The organism is Microbacterium canaveralium (assembly GCF_047238045.1).
Lineage (GTDB): Bacteria > Actinomycetota > Actinomycetes > Actinomycetales > Microbacteriaceae > Microbacterium.
On sequence record NZ_JBDFMA010000003.1, the window covers coordinates 1,422,057 to 1,439,780 of the forward strand.

Sequence of the window (17,724 nt, forward strand, 5' to 3'; positions counted from 1 at the left end):
GGTGCTTGCGTCCACTGAGTGGTTCTCGATGTACGGTCGGGAACACAACAATGACATTCGTTGTTGGTTTTTGAAACATCAATAGTGTTTCGGCGGCCATAGCGAGAGGGAAACGCCCGGTTACATTCCGAACCCGGAAGCTAAGCCTCTCAGCGCCGATGGTACTGCAGGGGGGACCCTGTGGGAGAGTAGGACACCGCCGGACTTCTTCTAAGACGAAATGGCCACCCAACGCTGGGTGGCCATTTCGCATATACGGACATCTTCGTCATCGCGGCGTCGATCATTGCCCAGCTCGGGAAGTGATCGGCGCCGTTTTTGTGTTTATGCCCGCGGACGGTCGAGGTAGGGTCGCAGCGTGAGCGGCTTCTCAGGACACGTCCCGGGCAGTCGCGAGTACCGACGTCTGCTCGTCGGACTCTTCTTCGGCGGGGTGGCCACCTTTGCGCAGCTGTACGCCACCCAGGCCTTATTGCCGCAGATCACCCTGGGCACCTCTGCGGACCCTGCGACCGCGGCCTTGACGGTCTCCGCCTCGACCTTGGGGCTCGCGATCGCGGTTCTCCCGTGGTCCTTGGTCGCGGACAGGATCGGCCGGGTGCCGGCGATGGGCGTGGGTATCGTCCTGGCAACGCTCTTCGGCGCTGTCGCACCCTTCTCGGGAGACATTTCCGTGCTTCTCTTGCTGCGCCTGCTCGAGGGCGCCGCTCTGGGAGCAGTTCCCGCTGTGGCGCTCGCCTACCTCAGCGAGGAGGTCGACGCGCGGTATGTCGCGGCCGCTGCGGGGTCGTACATCGCCGGAACGACCGTCGGTGGGCTGAGTGGTCGTGTCGTGTCAGGGTTCGTCGGGGAGTTCTCGGACTGGCGATGGGGCGTGGCATCCGTCATCGCCCTCTGCGCGGTCGCGTCCGCGATCTTCCTCGGGCTCGTTCCTCGGGCGCGCGTGTTCGTCCCGGGGCGGGGGAGAGCGAGGTCTGGGCCGTCCATCGCCTCCCGTTTGTTCGTGAACCTTCGTTCACCCGCGCAACTCACGCTCTACGCGCAGGGCTTTCTTCTCATGGGAGCGTTCGTCGCCGTCTACAACTATCTGGGGTTTCACCTGACCGAGCCCCCGTTCTCCCTGGCGCCCGGGGTCGTGACGTTGCTGTTTCTCGCCTACCTGGCGGGAACCGTCTCGTCTCCTCGCGCCGGGGCCCTCGCGGTTCGTCGGGGGCGCTATCCGGTCCTGCTCGGGGCGATCATGGCCATGGCCGGCGGGGCCGCTCTCCTGGCGGTGCCGGTGACCATCGTCGTCATTGCGGGTCTGGTCGTCTTCACCGCCGGGTTCTTCGGGGCTCACGCTGTCGCGTCCGGGTGGACTCCTGTGGCCGCTGATCCGGAGGCCCGGGCTCAGGCCTCGTCGTTGTACTACCTGGGGTACTACGGAGGATCGAGCTTGTTCGGGTGGCTCCTGGGTGTCGTGTTCGCCGCGCTCGGATGGGGGACGTTCCTGGCCGTCGTGATAGCGATGTGCGCCGTGTCGGCCGCGTTGGCGGCGTCCGTGCTGCGGCCCGGCCGGTTCGCGTGAAGCGAGCCGCCGAACGCTCGCGGTCAATCCCTCACCACGATGTCGCCGGTGACGACTAGCGTCGTTACGACGACATGAGGAGGTCGCGGGTGGACGACGCCGATGAGCTGACGACAACACGGACGCCGGAGGACGGTATCGACGCGGGGCTGGGGGATGAGACCACCGAGCCGGTGGCCGAGATCAGCTACGACGAACAGCGCTACCCGGCTCGTCCACGGCGCCTCCGCCCCCGCGATCAGTTCCGAGGCGGCACGCTCCGGCGGTTCCTCACCGACCCGAGGAACGCGAACGGCGGAAATCCGTCCTACGTGGAGTGGCTCGTCCGCCAATCGATGCTCAAGGACGCCGACGTCCTGAGCCGTCAGCTGTCGGGACAGCCGTCGATGTGGCGCAACCCCTACGCACGACCCGATGCCCGCCGCGCGATCGAGTCCACCGACGTCTGGTTCACCGCGTACCCGATCTCGCTCATGGCCCGACCGGGGGAGTCCTTCCTCGATGCCCTCGGCGACGAGGCTCTGTGGGAGGCCTTCGAGTGGGTGGGGATCAACGGCATCCACACGGGTCCCGTCAAACGCGCGGGCGGCATCAGCGGATGGCAGGAGACGCCGAGCGTCGACGGTCACTTCGATCGCATCAGCACGCAGATCGACCCCGAGTTCGGCGACGAGAACGCCTTCCGGCGGATGGCGGATGTCGCGGACGCCCACGGGGGCAGCGTGATCGACGACATCGTCCCCGGTCACACCGGTAAGGGTGCCGATTTCCGGCTCGCGGAGATGGCGTACAAGGACTACCCGGGGATCTACCACATGGTGGAGATCCCGCGTGAGGACTGGGGCCTTCTGCCGGAGGTTCCGTCCGGACGCGATTCGGTCAACCTCGACGCGGAGACCGAGCGCGAACTCAGTGCGCGGGGATACATCATCGGCGAACTCCAGCGTGTGATCTTCTACACCCCCGGCGTCAAGGAAACGAACTGGAGCGCGACGGCGCCCGTCGTCGGCACCGACGGACTCGAGCGCCGGTGGGTCTACCTGCATTACTTCAAGGAGGGGCAGCCCTCGATCAACTGGCTCGACCCGACGTTCGCGGGGATGCGTCTGGTGATCGGGGATGCGCTGCACTCGCTGGGCGACCTCGGCACGAGTGCTTTGCGACTGGATGCCAACGGCTTCCTCGGCGTGGAGAAGAGCGCCGAGGGTCTGCCTGCCTGGTCGGAGGGCCACCCGCTGTCGCACGCGGCGAACCACATCATCGCCGGGATGGTGCGCAAGGTCGGCGGTTTCACGTTCCAGGAACTGAATCTCACGATGGAGGACATCCGAGACACGAGCGCCGTCGGGGCCGACCTGTCGTACGACTTCGTGACTCGTCCCGGTTACCACCATGCGCTGGCGACGGCGAACACGGAATTCCTCCGGCTCGCGCTGAACACCGCGCTCGAGACCGGGGTCGAGCCCGCCCAACTCGTGCACGGCATGCAGAACCATGACGAGCTGACGTACGAACTGGTGCACTGGGCCACGGCGCACCGCGACACGCTGTACCCGTTCCGGCACGGCGAGTCGACCGGAGGGGAGATCGCGGAGACGGTGCGGGCGGAGCTGACCCAAGCGCTCACCGTCGACGCGGACTACAACCTGGTGTTCACCCAGAACGGAATCGCCTGCACGACGGCGTCGCTCATCGCCGCCACTCAGGGCAAGGCGACGTTGGACGAGATCACCGAGGCCGACGTTCCGGCCATCCGGGACGCGCACCTGCTTCTGGCGAAGTACAACTCCTGGCAGCCCGGTGTCTTCGCGCTGTCGGGGTGGGACCTCACCGGCTCCCTCACGCTTCCCGCCGACGAGGTACGCCACCTCATCGCCTCCGGCGACACTCGTTGGATCGAACGTGGTGCGCACGATCTCCTCGACGTCGCCCCCGACGCCGCCACTTCCGCCTCGGGCATTCCGCGGGCACGCTCCCTCTACGGCTCGCTCGGACACCAGCAGGCCGACCCCGACTCCTTCCTCTCCGGACTGCGGGACATCCTGCGGATCCGTCGTGAGAACGAGATCGCCATCGCCTCCCAGGTGGACATCCCGCAGGTCGGGCATCCCAGCATGCTCGTGATGGTGCACCGGCTGGACGGCGGCGACCGTCGTGTCGACGATGCTCCGCTTCAGATCACGGTGCTGAACTTCTCGGGCGAGACCATCGAGGGGACCGTGCGCTCGGAGTGGTTGGTGCCGCAGAGTACGGCCGTCGACGCGGCGACGGGGGAGGTCGTCGGACGCGTGGACGAGCTGCAGAGCTTCGCCCTCGAACTGGGACCGTACGCGGGCCTGTTCCTGCGCATGCGTGCTCCGGACGTCACGGAGGACTGACGCGCCCGATGTCGGGGGGCACGCATACGCTCCGACCATGAGCGAATCGCCTTCGTGCCTCATCCCCGGATGCGGGGATGTCGCCTCACCCGAGGCCCCGTTCGCCCTGTGCGGCGAGCACCTGGCCGTCGCCGCGGAGTGGGCGGCATCCCGTGACGGCGTCACCGACGTCTTGCCGGCCCCGTGTACCTTGTGCGGTTCACGGCTGGGTGTGCGGTGGCCGAGCGGGTGGTTGTGCGCCGTATGCGAGTGGCGGCACGGCGACCCGATCGACGGAGAACTCCCTCCGCCGCGCGTGGACGTCGTCTACTACCTGAGGTTTCGCGACCGCGTGAAGATCGGCACCAGTGCGCAGCCGCGGCAACGACTACGAGCAATCCGTCACGAGGAGTTGTTGGCCTTCGAACGCGGCGATCGGGGGCTCGAACGGCGTCGTCATTCGCAATTCGCCGCCGACCGCCTGGGGGAGTCCGAGTGGTTCCAGCACCGTGACGCTCTCGCTGCGCACGTCGCGGCGCTGCGCGAAGGGGTAGTCGATCCGTGGAGCCTTCACGCACGCTGGATGAGCGAGGCCATCGCTCGGCGAGGGTGAGCGGGCCCCCGCGACACAGGGGACTCAAAGGCGGCGGCCTTACCGTGAGGTCACCACACACCGGGAGGGCACCCATGGGCTTCCTCGATCGACTCTTCGGCGGCCGCGACGACGAGCGTCACGCCCCTACCCCATCCGTGCCCCGCACGTCAGCCGGGGGGTACCGGGACGCGGAGGGCCGTTACGCCCCGCCGCCGCCGGGAAGCTCCGGGTCGGCGTCCGCGCCCTCGAGCGACGATGCGCAGGCGCTCGAGCGCTACCGTTACCTGCTGCGAACGGCCCCACCCGAAACGGTGGAACAGGTCCACGCGGAGGCGTTCGCCCGACTGACCCCGAGCCAGCGTCAGCAGGTGCTCCAGGAGATGTCGTCAGGACTCCCCGCCTCGGAGCGACCGCTCGGCGACGACCCGACATCGCTCGCACGCGCCGCGACGCGGGCCGAGTACACGCGGCCCGGCTTCATGGAGCGAACGTTCGGCGGCCGCTCGTTCGGCGGGGGCATGGGTGGCGGGGGCTTCGGATCGATGCTCGGCGCATCGATGCTGGGAACGATCGGCGGCTACGTCATCGGCTCCGCGCTCGTCGGATCGCTGTTCGACCCGGGGTACGCGGAGGGATACCAGGACGGGGTGGCCGCCGACGGCGGTGACGCGGCATCCATCGACGATTCCGGTGCGGCGGACGTGGGCGGATTCGACGACGTCGGCGGAGATTTTGGTGGCGATTTCGGGGGAGACTTCGGGTTCTGACCCCGGGGACGCCGGTGGACCACCCGGACGCGGGATGCCGTGATCTCGCGGCGTGGCGCGTGCGGGGACCGTCCGTGCGGGGCCCTCCCGCGCTAGGGTCGAGGCCATGTCCGGCCCGTCGCCGAGCGAGCGGCTCGGCCTTCACCGCAGCCTGCTGACCAGCCAGCTGCTGCAGGCATCGGCGACCGTTCTCGCGGTCGCGGTCACTTTGTTGCTCGGGCAGATCCAGAACGTCACGCTCTTCGTGGCGGGAGCGGGCATCATCTTTGCCTGTGCCGCACTCGTCGTGCTTCTGCCGCGCGACCGTATGCCGTCGTGGATCCTGCTGGTCGCGCCTGTGGTCGACGTCGCCGCGATCGGGTTGATGCGCGACAGCGCCCCCGTCGCCGGCATCGGTCTGCTCTGGGCTTTCCCCTCCATGTGGATCGGTTCGATCTTCGGGGTCCGCGGCGTCGTCGGTGTGACGGCGGCGGTCTCGGCCATCATCGCGTACCAGGCGATCGACGAGAGCCAACTCGTCGCGGCGTCGACGTTCGTGCTGCCGTTCACCCTCGCCGCGCTGGCTACGATGTCGCACTTCGCCGCGCGGCGTACCCGAGCGCAACGCGCGCTGCTCGAGAAGCAGTCCGCCGAACTACGCCGGTCGCTCGAACACGCACGGCGCCAGGAGGACCTCGTGACCGAGGTGCTGGATGCGGTGGACTTCGGTGTCATCCGTATCACCGCCGAAGGAGAATTCGCCGTCAGCAACGAGGCGCACGCCCGTCTTCAAGCCAGGGCCGACCCGCTCGGACCTTCTCCCGCGTTCAGCGCCGACGGCATCACACCGCTCGACCCCATCGCGACGCCGCTGGCGCGAGCCCGTGCCGGCGAGGTGTTCGAGGGTGCGCTCGTGTGGTACGGGATGCCAGGAGCAGACCGTCGCGCCTTGAACGTCACCGCGCGGCACCTCCCGTCCCGCGACGGCAGAGACGGTGGCAGTGTCGTCGTCTCGCGGGATGTCACGGCCGAGGAGCTGGCGCTGCGGGCACGTGAGGATCTCGTGGCCAGCGTCTCGCACGAGCTCCGCACGCCGCTCACCTCGATCATCGGCTATCTCGAACTCGCGCTCGACGACGAGAACCTCGACACCGTGACCCGCGAGCAGCTCGAGGTCGCGGAGCGCAACGCCACGCGCTTGCGGGAATTGGTTGCCGACATCCTGGCGATGTCGGCGGCCTCGCGGCACGGCGTCGGTTTCGCCCTGCACCCTGCGCCCACGGATGTCGCCGAGATCGTGGAGAGCGCGGTGACGTCGGTGGCCCCGCGGGCGGCGGCGCACGGCATCCGAATCGATGCGTCCGGTGTGCGCTCGTGCCCGGCCCTCGTCGATGCGCACCGCTTGCGGCAGGTCGTGGACAATCTGCTGACCAACGCGGTGAAGTACAACAACCGCGGGGGAGTGGTCGTGGTGTCGGTGAGGCGCGAGGACGACACCGTTCTGATCACGGTCGCGGACGACGGCCCCGGCATCTCCCCGAGCGAGCAGGGGCGCATCTTCGAGCGGTTCTTCCGCGCCGACGCCGTTCGCAATTCCAGCGTGCACGGCAGCGGCCTGGGACTGGCCATCAGCCGCGACATCGTGCGCGCACACGGCGGCGACATCACGATGGAGACCGAGCCCGGATCGGGGTCGGTTTTCACCGTGCGTCTACCTCAGAGGGAAGGAACGGCGTCATGGTCTTCGACGTCCTGAGTCTGCAGACGGCCTCGTCGCTCGTCATCCTGGTGTCCGCGGTGATGTACCTGCTGGACACCCTCATGCTGCGGGACGCGCTGCCGGGTCGGCTGTGGGCTGCCGCCTACCTCTCGGGCGTGTTCTCCGCGGTCTGCTACCTGGTGTGGATCGCTGTACCGGGGGCGTTCGTCGCCGTCGCGCTCGGCAACGGCGCGTTCGTCGCGGCGACGGCGTTCTTCTGGCTGGGAAGCGCCGCCTTCAACGGGCGCTCGCTGCGGATCCCCGCCGTCATGACGTCCGCAGCCCTGGTGGTCGTCGTGGTCGTGGCCCTCGTCGAGGGGGCCTGGGCGGGGGACTGGGCGGGAGCCATTCCGCTCTTCCTCGCCAACGCGCTCTTCGCGCTGCTCGGTGCCATCGAGACGCGGCGCGGGGCGATCAGCCGGCGGTGGAGCTCTGCCGGGCTGAGTGTGGTGCTGGGGATCGAGGCCGTCTGGTTCTTCGTCCGCACCATCGTCTTCCTGGCCCAGGGGCCGGACAGCACGGTCTTTCTCACGTATTTCGGTACGAGCGTGTCCGCCTTGCTGACGATGGCGCTGGTCGTCGCCGCCGTCGTGGTCACCTCGGTGCTGCGGACGAACGAATCCGCGCTGCGCGGGAACCCCGAGACGAGACAGCTCGTCGTCGACCGGAACGGAGTGCTGCTGCGTGAGTCGTTCGGTGCGGTCCTGACGATCCTCGTGGCGCGTGCCCGCGCCGCAGGAGAAGACCTCTGCGTCATCGGTGTTCGCGTGGACGACCTCCGCCGCGTCGCGACCGCCTTCGGCCCCGAGGAGGCGGAGGAGATGGCGCGCGCCTTCCGGGCATCCGTCCGCAGGCACGCGCCCACTATGGCTCTCGTCGGTGAGGCGGATGCCTCGGGTCTCTCGATCGCGTTCTCCACCGCGCTCGCCACGGACCACCACCGGCTGGTCCGTGCGCTGCACGAGCGCCTGGTCGCCGATCTGTCCGACCTGGGCACCTCGGTGGTCCCGGTGGTGGGAATCGGCGTGGCTCTGGCCTCGACGGACGGGGCGGACGGACCGACGCTGATCGACCGCGCCGACTCGAGGGCAAGCCGCGCGGCGTTGACCGGCGAGCAGCCGTTCGGTCTCCCCGGAGACTGAGCCGGGCCGGTTACTCGTCCTCGGGAGGACCCGGTTCGACGAGGGCCTGAACCCGGGCGCGCAGCTCGCGCGGTCGGAACGGCTTGGTGAGGTAGTCGTCCGCGCCCGCCTCGCGCGCGAGTCGCTCCTCCGTGGCATCCACTCGAGCACTCACCATCAGGATGCGCGTGTCGCTGAATGCGCGGATGCGACGCGCGGTCTCGAATCCGTCGAGCCCTGGCATGCTGACGTCGAGAGTCGTCACGGCCGGGTCGGTGCGACGCACCGCGTCGATGCCCGACAGCCCGTCGACGGCGGTGTGCACGACGAACCCCGCGGGTTCGAGGATCGCGGTGAGGAGTGAGCGGATATCGACGTCGTCTTCGATGACGACCACGACGTTCGGATTCGGCATGATGACACTCTCGCCAACCGGTCGGGAGGCGCGACTGCGGCCCTCAACAAATCGTAGACCACCGTCGCGGGAGCGGGGTTCGGGGCTGCGGTGGCTGTGGCATCCTCGAGGGGTGACCCTCCTCGCGCTGACCGGCGGAATCGCGTCGGGCAAGTCCACGATCTCCCGGATGCTCGCTGAGCGCGGAGCCGTCGTCGTGGATGCCGATGCCATCGTCCGTGAGGTCCAGTCGCCCGGCTCGCCGGTGCTGGATGCGATCGTCGCCGAGTTCGGCGACGACGTGCTGCGGCCGGACGGCTCACTCGACCGTCCCGCCCTGGGCGCCCGTGTCTTCGGTCATCCGGACCGGCTGGCGGCCTTGAACGCGATCGTCCATCCTGCGGTACGCGACGAGTCGCACCGGCGGTTTCGTGCAGCCTTCGCCGACGCTCCCGACGCGGTCGTGGTGTACGACGTGCCGCTGCTCGCAGAAGCCCGGGGAACGGGGGAGTGGGATCTCGTCGTCGTCGCGCACGCGCCCGCCGAGCAGCGAGTGCAGCGGCTGATCGAGCAGCGGGGTTTCGTCGAAGCGGACGCCCGCGCGCGCATCGCCGCGCAGGCCGGAGATGACGAGAGGCTCGCGCTCGCCGACGTCGTGATCGACACGACGGGCGACCTGGATGCCACTCGGCGGCAGGTCGACGAGCTGTGGGAGCGTCTCACGGGTCGGTGACGCCCGCTCGCGCACGGCGAACGCCCTCCTGGCCCCGATGTCGGAGGCCCCGCCTACGCTGGAATCATGCAGGCCACGCGTTCCGTCCGTCCGTTCGAGGTCATCAGCGAATACTCCCCGTCAGGTGATCAGCCGCAGGCGATCGCCGACCTCGCCGCGCGCATCAACGCGGGAGAGACCGACGTCGTGCTGCTCGGCGCCACCGGTACGGGCAAGTCGGCGACCACGGCCTGGCTCGTCGAGGCCGTGCAGCGTCCCACGCTCGTCCTCGCGCACAACAAGACCCTCGCCGCACAGCTGGCCAACGAGTTCCGCGAGCTCATGCCGAACAACGCGGTCGAGTACTTCGTCTCGTACTACGACTACTACCAGCCCGAGGCGTACGTCCCACAGACGGACACCTTCATCGAGAAGGACTCCTCGATCAACGCCGAGGTGGAGCGCCTGCGCCACTCGACGACGAACTCGCTCCTGTCCCGCCGCGACGTCGTGGTCGTCTCGACGGTCTCGTGCATCTACGGTCTCGGTGCGCCCGAAGAGTATCTGCGCGCCATGGTGGCTCTGCAGGTGGGGGAGCGGTACGACCGCGACGCCCTGATCCGCAAGTTCATCTCGATGCAGTACAACCGCAACGACGTCGATTTCTCGCGCGGCAACTTCCGGGTGCGCGGCGACACGATCGAGATCATTCCCGTCTATGAGGAATACGCGATCCGGATCGAGATGTTCGGCGACGAGATCGAGGCGTTGTACATGCTGCACCCGCTGACCGGCGACGTGGTGCAGAAGATGGAGTCCGTGCCGATCTTCCCCGCCTCCCACTACGTCGCGGGAACCGACACCGTCCAGCGCGCGATCGGCACGATCGAGCATGAGCTGGCCGAACGGCTGAAGGAGCTCGAGTCGCAGAACAAGCTCCTCGAGGCCCAGCGACTCCGGATGCGCACGACGTTCGATCTCGAGATGCTGCAGCAGCTCGGGTTCTGTTCGGGCATCGAGAACTACTCGCGCCACCTCGACGGGCGCATGGCCGGCGACCCCCCGCACACGCTGCTCGACTTCTTCCCCGACGATTTCCTTCTCGTCATCGACGAGTCGCACGTGACGGTTCCGCAGATCGGCGCGATGTACGAGGGTGACGCCTCGCGTAAGCGCACGCTCGTCGAGCACGGCTTCCGCCTGCCCAGCGCGATGGACAACCGCCCGCTGCGGTGGGACGAATTCAAGAACCGCATCGGGCAGACGGTCTATCTGTCGGCAACGCCCGGTCGCTACGAGATGGGCATCGCCGACGGCATCGTCGAGCAGATCATCCGCCCGACGGGTCTGATCGACCCTGAGATCGTGGTGAAGCCGTCGAAGGGACAGATCGACGATCTGCTAGAGCAGATCCGCGTCCGCGTCGATCGTGACGAGCGCGTGCTCGTCACGACGCTGACGAAGAAGATGGCCGAAGAGCTCACGGACTTCCTCGGCGAGCACGGCGTGCGGGTCCGGTACCTGCACTCCGATGTCGACACCCTGCGACGCGTGGAGCTCCTCACCGAACTGCGCGCGGGCGTCTACGACGTGCTCGTCGGCATCAACCTCCTGCGTGAGGGTCTCGACCTTCCCGAGGTGTCGCTCGTCGCGATCCTGGATGCCGATAAAGAGGGATTCCTCCGCAGCGGCACGTCTCTCATCCAGACGATCGGCCGCGCCGCTCGCAACGTCTCGGGCGAGGTGCACATGTACGCCGACAAGATCACCGATTCGATGCGGAATGCGATCGACGAGACCGAGCGTCGTCGTGAGAAGCAGATCGCTTACAACACTGCGCACGGCATCGACCCCCAACCGCTCCGGAAGAAGATCGCCGACATCACCGAGGTCCTGGCCCGAGAGGCATCCGATACCCGGAGTCTGCTTTCCCGTAATGACAAAGCTGGCAAGGGCAAGTCGCCGACCCCGCAGTTGCGACGTACCGGCATCGCGGCGGAGGGAGCGGACCAGCTCGAATCCACGATCGCCGACCTCACGCAGCAGATGCTCGCGGCGGCGAGCGAGCTGAAGTTCGAACTCGCCGGGCGACTCCGCGACGAGGTGCAAGACCTCAAGAAAGAGTTGCGGGCCATGGAGCGCGCGGGCCACGCCTGATCGAAGGGAACCGCGATGGAGCAGAGGGTCTCGTTGATCACCCTCGGGGTGTCCGACCTTTCGCGGTCGATCGACTTCTACGAGAGTCTGGGATGGCATCGCCATCCGACGTCTGTCGAGGGGGAGGTCGCCTTCTTCGATCTCGGCGGAATGGTGCTCGCGCTGTGGTCCCGAGACAACCTCGCTGCGGACTCCGCCGTTGCGGACGGCGGCGGATGGGGTGGTGTAACTCTGGCGCACAACGTCCGTGGGTCCGACGAGGTCGACGCTCTCCTCGCCGAGGCGGTCAGCGCGGGCGCGACCCTGGGTCGTCCGGGTGCCGCGACGGAATGGGGCGGCTATTCGGGGGTGTTCGTCGATCCGGACGGCCATCCGTGGGAGATCGCGGTCAACCCCGGCTGGCCCCTCGACGAGGACGGCCGCCCGCGCCTGGAGTGATGGAGGGCGGAGGCGCACCACCGGGAACAGCCGCCGGGCGGCGAAAGCGGCCGGCGCGGGGACGGGTCGTCGGGCTGAGGTTGAGCGTCGGGAGTTCCTCGGCGCGGTGACGGGTCGTCGGCCTGATGTTCAACGCTTCGGAGCCCGGCGGCGCGGGGACGGGTCGCCGCACAGGGGTTCGCCGCTATCAGGGGCAGTGCAGAAGAGGCTTGGGCCCTGAGCGATCCACGCTGTGCTCCGACATCGGGTGCCCGCACAGCGGGCAGGGTCGGGCCGTGCGAACGGGCTCGGGCGTCGTCTCGTACGGTCCCACGGACGCGGGGCCGGCGACGCGGATCAGCCGTGTGTTGATGTACTGGTACCAGCCGCCGGCGGCCCGCACACGTTCACGGAGCGGGGGTCGGTCGGCGTCCTTTTGTGCCATGATCATTAGTGTACTAAGTAATAGAGGAGGCGGCACGTGAACGACCCGTTGCGGTTGGAGAATCAGGTCTGCTTCGCCCTGGTCACGGCGGCGCGCAACGTCGTGTCGCTGTACCGCCCCGTGCTCGAGCCTCTCGGGCTGACGCATCCGCAGTACCTCGTGATGCTCGCGTTGTGGGAACGTTCGCCGCGGTCACTGAGCGCCCTCGCCGGCGAACTCGCGATGGAGCCGGCGACGCTCTCCCCCCTTGTAAAGCGACTCGAGGCGCAGGGGCGAGTGCAGCGCGCTCGGCGTGCCGACGACGAACGCGTCCTCGATATCGACCTCACCGATGAGGGTCGCGCGCTGCGCGAGCGCGCCCTCGAGGTGCCGGGGAAGATCATGGAGCGGGTCGGAATCGATGAACCCGCACTCGTGGCACTCCGAGACGGGCTCGCCCCCTTCGCCGCGCGGTTCGATCCCGCCGACTGAGCACCGTGACCGGGCGCGTACCCTCGCACATCCGTGCGCCGGCGGCGAACCCGAGACCGATGTCGGAGGGGGAACCTAGACTTGAACGGTGCCCATCGTTCCTGTCTCGTCCCACGGAAACCCCAGCGGAAAGCTCAGTGTTCGCGGTGCCCGCGTCCACAATCTGAAGAACGTCGATCTCGACATTCCGCGCGACTCGCTCGTGGTGTTCACCGGCCTTTCGGGCTCGGGAAAGTCGAGCCTGGCATTCGACACGATCTTCGCCGAGGGTCAGCGTCGTTACGTCGAGTCGCTGAGCGCCTATGCCCGTCAGTTCCTCGGGCAGGTCGACCGTCCCGACGTCGATTTCATCGAGGGCCTGAGCCCCGCGGTCTCGATCGACCAGAAGTCGACGAACCGCAACCCGCGGTCGACGGTCGGCACGATCACCGAGATCCACGACTACATGCGCCTGCTGTGGGCGCGCATCGGTGTGCCGCACTGTCCCGAGTGCGGTGCCCGCATCCAGCGTCAGACGGTGCAGCAGATCGCCGACCAGCTGATGGAGCTGCCCGACCGCACGCGCTACCAGATCGTGGCTCCCGTCGTGACCCAGAAGAAGGGCGAGTTCGTCGACCTCTTCAAGGAGCTCAGCGCGAAGGGATACGCGCGTGCCGTCGTCGACGGCGAGCTCGTGCAGCTCGCCGAGCCACCGGTGCTGAAGAAGAGCTACAAGCACGACATCGCTGTCGTTGTCGACCGACTCGTGGCATCCGGCGACATCCTGAGCCGCATCACCGACTCGGTCGAGACCGCTCTCGGGCTCGCCGGCGGAATCATGCAGGTGAACTTCGTCGATGAGGAGGGGGATGACGCCTGGCAGTCGTTCTCCGAGAAGCTCGCCTGCCCGAATGGCCATCCGCTGCAGCTGACCGAGATCGAGCCGCGGACCTTCTCGTTCAACGCCCCCTTCGGCGCGTGCCCGGTGTGCTCGGGCCTGGGGACGCGCATGTCGGTCGACGTCGACCTCATGCTGGGCGACGAGGAACTCTCGATCCGTGACGGCGCGATCCTGCCGTGGACGACGCAGGGCAAGGGACTTTTCCAGTACTACGAGCGCCTCCTCGAGGGGCTCGCGCGTGACCTGGACTTCTCGCTCGACACCCCGTGGCGCGACCTGCCGAAAGAGGTGCAGGACGCCGTCCTCCGCGGCGAGAACTACAAGGTCACCGTCAAGTGGAAGAACCGCTACGGCCGGGAGATGCGGTACTCGTCGGGCTTCGAGGGCGTCGTCCCGTACATCGAGCGGCAGTACCTCCAAGCGGAGTCGGACGCACAGCGTCAGCGCTGGTCCGAGTACCTGCGCGAGGTGCCGTGCGCCGTCTGCGACGGCGACCGGCTCAAGCCCGAGGTGTTGGCCGTGCTGGTGGACGGAACGTCGATCGCGGCCGCGTCTCGCATGAGCCTGTCGGACGCGCGGGAGTTCTTCTCGAAGCTCACCCTCACCGAGCGCGAGGCGACGATCGCCGCCGCAGTGCTCCGTGAGATCCGTGCGCGTCTCGACTTCTTGCTGCAGGTCGGGTTGAACTACCTCAGCCTCGGTCGCGCCGCCGGCACGCTCTCGGGCGGTGAGGCACAGCGCATCCGCTTGGCGACCCAGATCGGTTCGGGTCTCACGGGTGTCCTCTACGTTCTCGACGAGCCATCGATCGGTCTGCACCAGCGTGACAACCGTCGGCTGATTCAGACACTCGAAACCCTCCGCGACCTCGGGAACACCCTGATCGTCGTCGAGCACGACGAAGAGACCATTCACGCGGCCGACTGGGTCGTCGACATCGGCCCGCGGGCCGGAGTCGACGGCGGCAACGTGGTGCACTCCGGGCCGCTCGCCCAGCTCCTCGACGACGATCATTCGCTCACCGGCGCGTACCTCTCGGGGCGCCGGTCGATCGAAGCGCCCAAGAAGCGCCGCAAGATCGACAAGAAGCGCCAGGTCACGGTCGTTGGCGCCCGCGAGAACAACCTGCAGAACGTCACGGTGGACTTCCCGCTCGGCGTGCTGACGTCGGTGACCGGCGTCAGCGGCTCGGGCAAGTCGACGCTGGTGAACGGCATCCTGTACGAAGTCCTCGCCTCGAAGCTGAACGGTGCCCGGCGCGTGCCCGGCAAGCACACGCGCGTGACGGGCCTCGACAACCTCGACAAGGTCGTGCACGTCGACCAGGCTCCGATCGGCCGCACCCCGCGCTCTAACCCCGCGACGTACACGGGTGTCTTCGACCGGATCCGGACGCTCTTCAGTGAGACGCCCGAAGCCAAGGTGCGCGGCTACCAGGCCGGGCGCTTCAGCTTCAACGTCAAGGGCGGCCGCTGCGAGGCCTGCTCGGGCGATGGCACGCTCAAGATCGAGATGAACTTCCTCCCCGACGTCTACGTCGACTGCGAGGTCTGTCACGGCAAGCGGTACAACCGCGACACGCTCTCGGTGCACTACAAGGGCAAGAACATCGCGGAGGTGCTCGAGATGCCGATCTCCGAGGCCGCCGAGTTCTTCGAGCCGATCCAGGCGATCCACCGGTATCTCAAGACGCTCGTCGACGTGGGGCTCGGCTACGTGCGACTGGGACAGTCGGCCACGACGCTCTCGGGCGGTGAGGCCCAGCGTGTGAAGCTCGCGACCGAGCTCCAGCGTCGCAGCAACGGCCGTTCGATCTACGTGCTCGACGAGCCGACGACGGGGCTGCACTTCGAAGACGTCTCGCTGCTGCTGAAGGTGCTCAACGGTCTCGTCGACAAGGGCAACACCGTGATCGTCATCGAGCACAATCTCGACGTCATCAAGAGCTCGGACTGGGTCATCGACCTCGGCCCCGAGGGCGGCGCCGGTGGCGGCACGATCGTCGCGACCGGCACGCCCGAACAGGTGGCGACCGTCCCCGAGAGCCACACGGGGGCGTTCCTGGCCGAACTCCTCGAGACGGGTCGCACCGGCGCGCAGCGCAACACCGCCGAGCGCGAGCCGGAACTGGCCCGCGCGGGGGCCTGAGCCGTGGCATCCCGGGAACGGGTGTCGCAGCTGCCCTACCGACCCAAAGCGGGGGAGATCCCCACCAATCCGGGGGTGTACCGCTTCCGCGATGCGGAGGGGCGGGTGCTTTACGTCGGCAAGGCGAAGAACCTTCGGGCGCGCCTGTCGAACTATTTCGCTCCCCTGTACTCGCTGCACGAACGCACGCGGCGCATGGTCACGACGGCGGCGTCGGTCGAATGGACGGTCGTGCCCAGCGATGTCGATTCGCTGCAGCTGGAGTACATGTGGATCAAAGAGTTCGATCCGCCGTTCAACGTCCGCTACCGCGACGACAAGTCGTACCCCTTCATGGCGATCACTCTCGCCGACGAGGCGCCGCGGGTCATCGTCACGCGTAATTCGAAGATCCGGGGGGCCAAGTACTTCGGGCCCTATCCGAAGGTGTGGGCCGTCCACGACACGATCGACCTGATGATCAAGGTCTTCCCGATCCGCACGTGCAGCGACGCGTCCTACAAGAAGGCCATGCAATCGGGCAGACCCTGCTTCCCGGGACAGATCGGACGCTGCGGTGGACCCTGCTCGATGAAGGTGACCATCGAAGAGCATCGGGCGATCGTCGACGACTTCGTCGCCTTTATGTCCGGCGGCGATCAGCGCTTCACCAAGGCGCTCACGGCTCGGATGATGGAAGCCTCGGCAGCCATGGACTACGAGGCTGCCGCCCGGTACCGCGACAAGCTGCAGGCCATCGACGCGGTCCTCGGCAAGAGCGCCCTCGTCCTCCCCGCGGACACGGATGCCGATCTCTTCGGCATCGCCGAGGACGAGCTCGCCGCGACGGTGCAGCACTTCGTCGTGCGCGGAGGCCGCGTCCGCGGTGTCCGCGCCACCACGATCGAGAAGGAGATCGACATCTCCGGGCCCGATCTGGTCGACCAGGTGCTGCAGCGGACGTATGGTGACGCCACCGCCGCCGACATCCCTCGCCAGGTGCTGGTGCCCGAGCTGCCCGACGACGCCGAGCAGCTCGAGGCATGGTTGCGCGAGCGCCGAGGTCGACCCGTTTCCCTGCAGGTCGCGCAGCGCGGACCCAAGGCCGACCTCCTCAAGACAGCGACGCTCAACGCGCAGCAGGCGCTCATGCTCCACAAGACGCGTCGCACAAGCGATTACGTCGCGCGATCGCAGGCGCTCACCGATCTCCAGGAGGCCCTGGGGCTGGCCGAAGCGCCGCTGCGCATCGAGTGCTACGACGTCTCGCACCTCGCGGGCACCAACGTCGTGGCATCCATGGTCGTGTTCGAGGACGGCCTGCCGCGCAAAGACCAATACCGGTCGTTCGGCGTCGCCGAGACCACCGACGACACCGACTCGCTCTACCAGGTGCTCACGCGTCGGCTGGCGTATCTCGACCGACCCGAGGACGACGAGCGCGAAACGCTCGGCGGAGCGATCATCGCGGATGCCGAGAGCCCCGAGGCGACCGCCGACGGTGAGGTCGTGACCACGCGCAAACGCCCCCGGTTCGCCTACCGACCGCAGCTGCTCGTGGTCGACGGCGGGCAGCCGCAGGTGGCCGCCGCCGCGCGCGCACTGGCGGATGCCGGGCACGAGGAGATCGCGCTGTGCGGCATTGCGAAGCGGCTGGAAGAGGTGTGGCTGCCGGGGGAGGACTACCCGGTGATCCTGCCGCGGACGTCGGAGGCGCTGTACCTGCTGCAGCGGCTGCGCGACGAGGCGCACAGGTTCGCCATCACCCACCAGCGAAAGCGCCGGAAGCGGGACATCTCCAGCGTCCTGACCGAGGTGCCGGGTCTCGGCGACGCCCGCATCAAGGCGCTGCTGCGACACTTCGGCTCGGTGACGGCCCTCAAGAATGCGTCGCCCGAAGAGATCACGGCGCTTCCCGGCATCGGTCCGACCCTCGCCGAGGCGATCCACGCGCGGTTGTCTCGATAGGCTGGACC

At 67.9% G+C, this 17,724-nt stretch carries 14 protein-coding genes and 1 rRNA gene; 13 read left to right on the top strand and 2 right to left on the bottom strand.

Going from position 1 to position 17,724, the window contains the following annotated elements; genetic code table 11:
* The first annotated feature begins 88 nt into the window (after positions 1 to 88).
* The 7 genes from rrf (at position 89) to ABC271_RS07760 (ending at position 8,166) form a co-directional block, all read left to right on the top strand.
* Positions 89 to 205, top strand: a 5S ribosomal RNA gene (gene rrf / locus ABC271_RS07730).
* A gap of 153 nt (positions 206 to 358) precedes the next feature.
* Positions 359 to 1,567 carry an MFS transporter gene (locus ABC271_RS07735; RefSeq protein ID WP_412924314.1) on the top strand — a complete coding sequence of 403 codons (1,209 nt, stop codon included), beginning with the start codon at positions 359 to 361 and terminating at the stop codon, positions 1,565 to 1,567.
* Between the two features lie 74 nt (positions 1,568 to 1,641).
* Positions 1,642 to 3,945: a maltose alpha-D-glucosyltransferase gene (gene treS / locus ABC271_RS07740; RefSeq protein WP_412924315.1), complete on the top strand. Its 2,304-nt coding sequence runs from the start codon at positions 1,642 to 1,644 to the stop codon at positions 3,943 to 3,945.
* Between the two features lie 37 nt (positions 3,946 to 3,982).
* The gene (locus ABC271_RS07745) at positions 3,983 to 4,537 is read left to right on the top strand and encodes a GIY-YIG nuclease family protein (RefSeq protein ID WP_412924316.1); all 555 of its coding nucleotides are present in this window, start codon (positions 3,983 to 3,985) and stop codon (positions 4,535 to 4,537) included.
* Positions 4,538 to 4,611: 74 nt separating this feature from the next.
* A complete protein-coding gene (locus tag ABC271_RS07750; protein WP_412924317.1) occupies positions 4,612 to 5,286 on the top strand; it encodes a hypothetical protein in 675 nt (224 codons plus the stop codon).
* 106 nt (positions 5,287 to 5,392) lie between these two features.
* Positions 5,393 to 7,021, top strand: coding sequence for a sensor histidine kinase (locus ABC271_RS07755; RefSeq protein ID WP_412924318.1), 1,629 nt, complete (start codon positions 5,393 to 5,395; stop codon positions 7,019 to 7,021).
* Positions 7,003 to 8,166: a hypothetical protein gene (locus ABC271_RS07760; RefSeq protein ID WP_412924319.1), complete on the top strand. Its 1,164-nt coding sequence runs from the start codon at positions 7,003 to 7,005 to the stop codon at positions 8,164 to 8,166. Before ABC271_RS07755 ends, ABC271_RS07760 begins: the two co-directional genes overlap by 19 nt.
* Before the next feature lie 10 nt (positions 8,167 to 8,176).
* On the opposite strand, the gene ABC271_RS07765 is transcribed toward ABC271_RS07760, so the two are convergent.
* Positions 8,177 to 8,560, bottom strand: a complete 384-nt coding sequence (locus ABC271_RS07765) for a response regulator transcription factor (protein WP_412924320.1) — start codon at positions 8,558 to 8,560, stop codon at positions 8,177 to 8,179.
* A gap of 112 nt (positions 8,561 to 8,672) precedes the next feature.
* Here ABC271_RS07765 and coaE point away from each other — a divergent pair, with 112 nt between their 5' ends.
* The 3 genes from coaE (at position 8,673) to ABC271_RS07780 (ending at position 11,846) form a co-directional block, all read left to right on the top strand.
* Positions 8,673 to 9,272, top strand: coding sequence for a dephospho-CoA kinase (gene coaE, locus ABC271_RS07770; protein WP_412924321.1), 600 nt, complete (start codon positions 8,673 to 8,675; stop codon positions 9,270 to 9,272).
* A 66-nt stretch (positions 9,273 to 9,338) separates the two neighbouring features.
* Complete coding sequence (gene uvrB / locus ABC271_RS07775; protein ID WP_412924322.1) at positions 9,339 to 11,408, top strand: excinuclease ABC subunit UvrB; 2,070 nt, start codon at positions 9,339 to 9,341, stop codon at positions 11,406 to 11,408.
* Positions 11,409 to 11,423: 15 nt separating this feature from the next.
* On the top strand, positions 11,424 to 11,846 hold the full coding sequence (locus tag ABC271_RS07780) for a VOC family protein (protein WP_412924323.1): 423 nt from the start codon (positions 11,424 to 11,426) through the stop codon (positions 11,844 to 11,846).
* 187 nt (positions 11,847 to 12,033) lie between these two features.
* On the opposite strand, the gene ABC271_RS07785 is transcribed toward ABC271_RS07780, so the two are convergent.
* Entirely contained in the window at positions 12,034 to 12,270 is a 237-nt protein-coding gene (locus tag ABC271_RS07785) for a hypothetical protein (RefSeq protein WP_412924324.1), read from the bottom strand.
* 36 nt (positions 12,271 to 12,306) lie between these two features.
* Between ABC271_RS07785 and ABC271_RS07790 the strand changes: the two genes are divergently transcribed.
* From ABC271_RS07790 to uvrC, 3 genes are all read left to right on the top strand, one after another.
* Entirely contained in the window at positions 12,307 to 12,741 is a 435-nt protein-coding gene (locus ABC271_RS07790) for a MarR family winged helix-turn-helix transcriptional regulator (protein ID WP_412924325.1), read from the top strand.
* 88 nt (positions 12,742 to 12,829) lie between these two features.
* Positions 12,830 to 15,769 (top strand): excinuclease ABC subunit UvrA, encoded by a 2,940-nt coding sequence (gene uvrA, locus ABC271_RS07795; RefSeq protein ID WP_412924326.1) that lies wholly within the window; start codon positions 12,830 to 12,832, stop codon positions 15,767 to 15,769.
* 3 nt (positions 15,770 to 15,772) lie between these two features.
* A complete protein-coding gene (gene uvrC, locus ABC271_RS07800) occupies positions 15,773 to 17,716 on the top strand; it encodes an excinuclease ABC subunit UvrC (protein WP_412924327.1) in 1,944 nt (647 codons plus the stop codon).
* Positions 17,717 to 17,724 lie beyond the last annotated feature (8 nt).

Bases quoted from the DNA above. Each gene is read 5' to 3' on its own strand.
- treS (WP_412924315.1), top strand. From the start codon at position 1,642: ATGAGGAGGTCGCGGGTGGACGACGCCGATGAGCTGACGACAACACGG.
- ABC271_RS07745 (WP_412924316.1), top strand. From the start codon at position 3,983: ATGAGCGAATCGCCTTCGTGCCTCATCCCCGGATGCGGGGATGTCGCC.
- ABC271_RS07750 (WP_412924317.1), top strand. From the start codon at position 4,612: ATGGGCTTCCTCGATCGACTCTTCGGCGGCCGCGACGACGAGCGTCAC.
- ABC271_RS07755 (WP_412924318.1), top strand. From the start codon at position 5,393: ATGTCCGGCCCGTCGCCGAGCGAGCGGCTCGGCCTTCACCGCAGCCTG.
- ABC271_RS07760 (WP_412924319.1), top strand. From the start codon at position 7,003: ATGGTCTTCGACGTCCTGAGTCTGCAGACGGCCTCGTCGCTCGTCATC.
- ABC271_RS07765 (WP_412924320.1), bottom strand. From the start codon at position 8,560: ATGCCGAATCCGAACGTCGTGGTCGTCATCGAAGACGACGTCGATATC.
- uvrB (WP_412924322.1), top strand. From the start codon at position 9,339: ATGCAGGCCACGCGTTCCGTCCGTCCGTTCGAGGTCATCAGCGAATAC.
- ABC271_RS07780 (WP_412924323.1), top strand. From the start codon at position 11,424: ATGGAGCAGAGGGTCTCGTTGATCACCCTCGGGGTGTCCGACCTTTCG.
- ABC271_RS07785 (WP_412924324.1), bottom strand. From the start codon at position 12,270: ATGGCACAAAAGGACGCCGACCGACCCCCGCTCCGTGAACGTGTGCGG.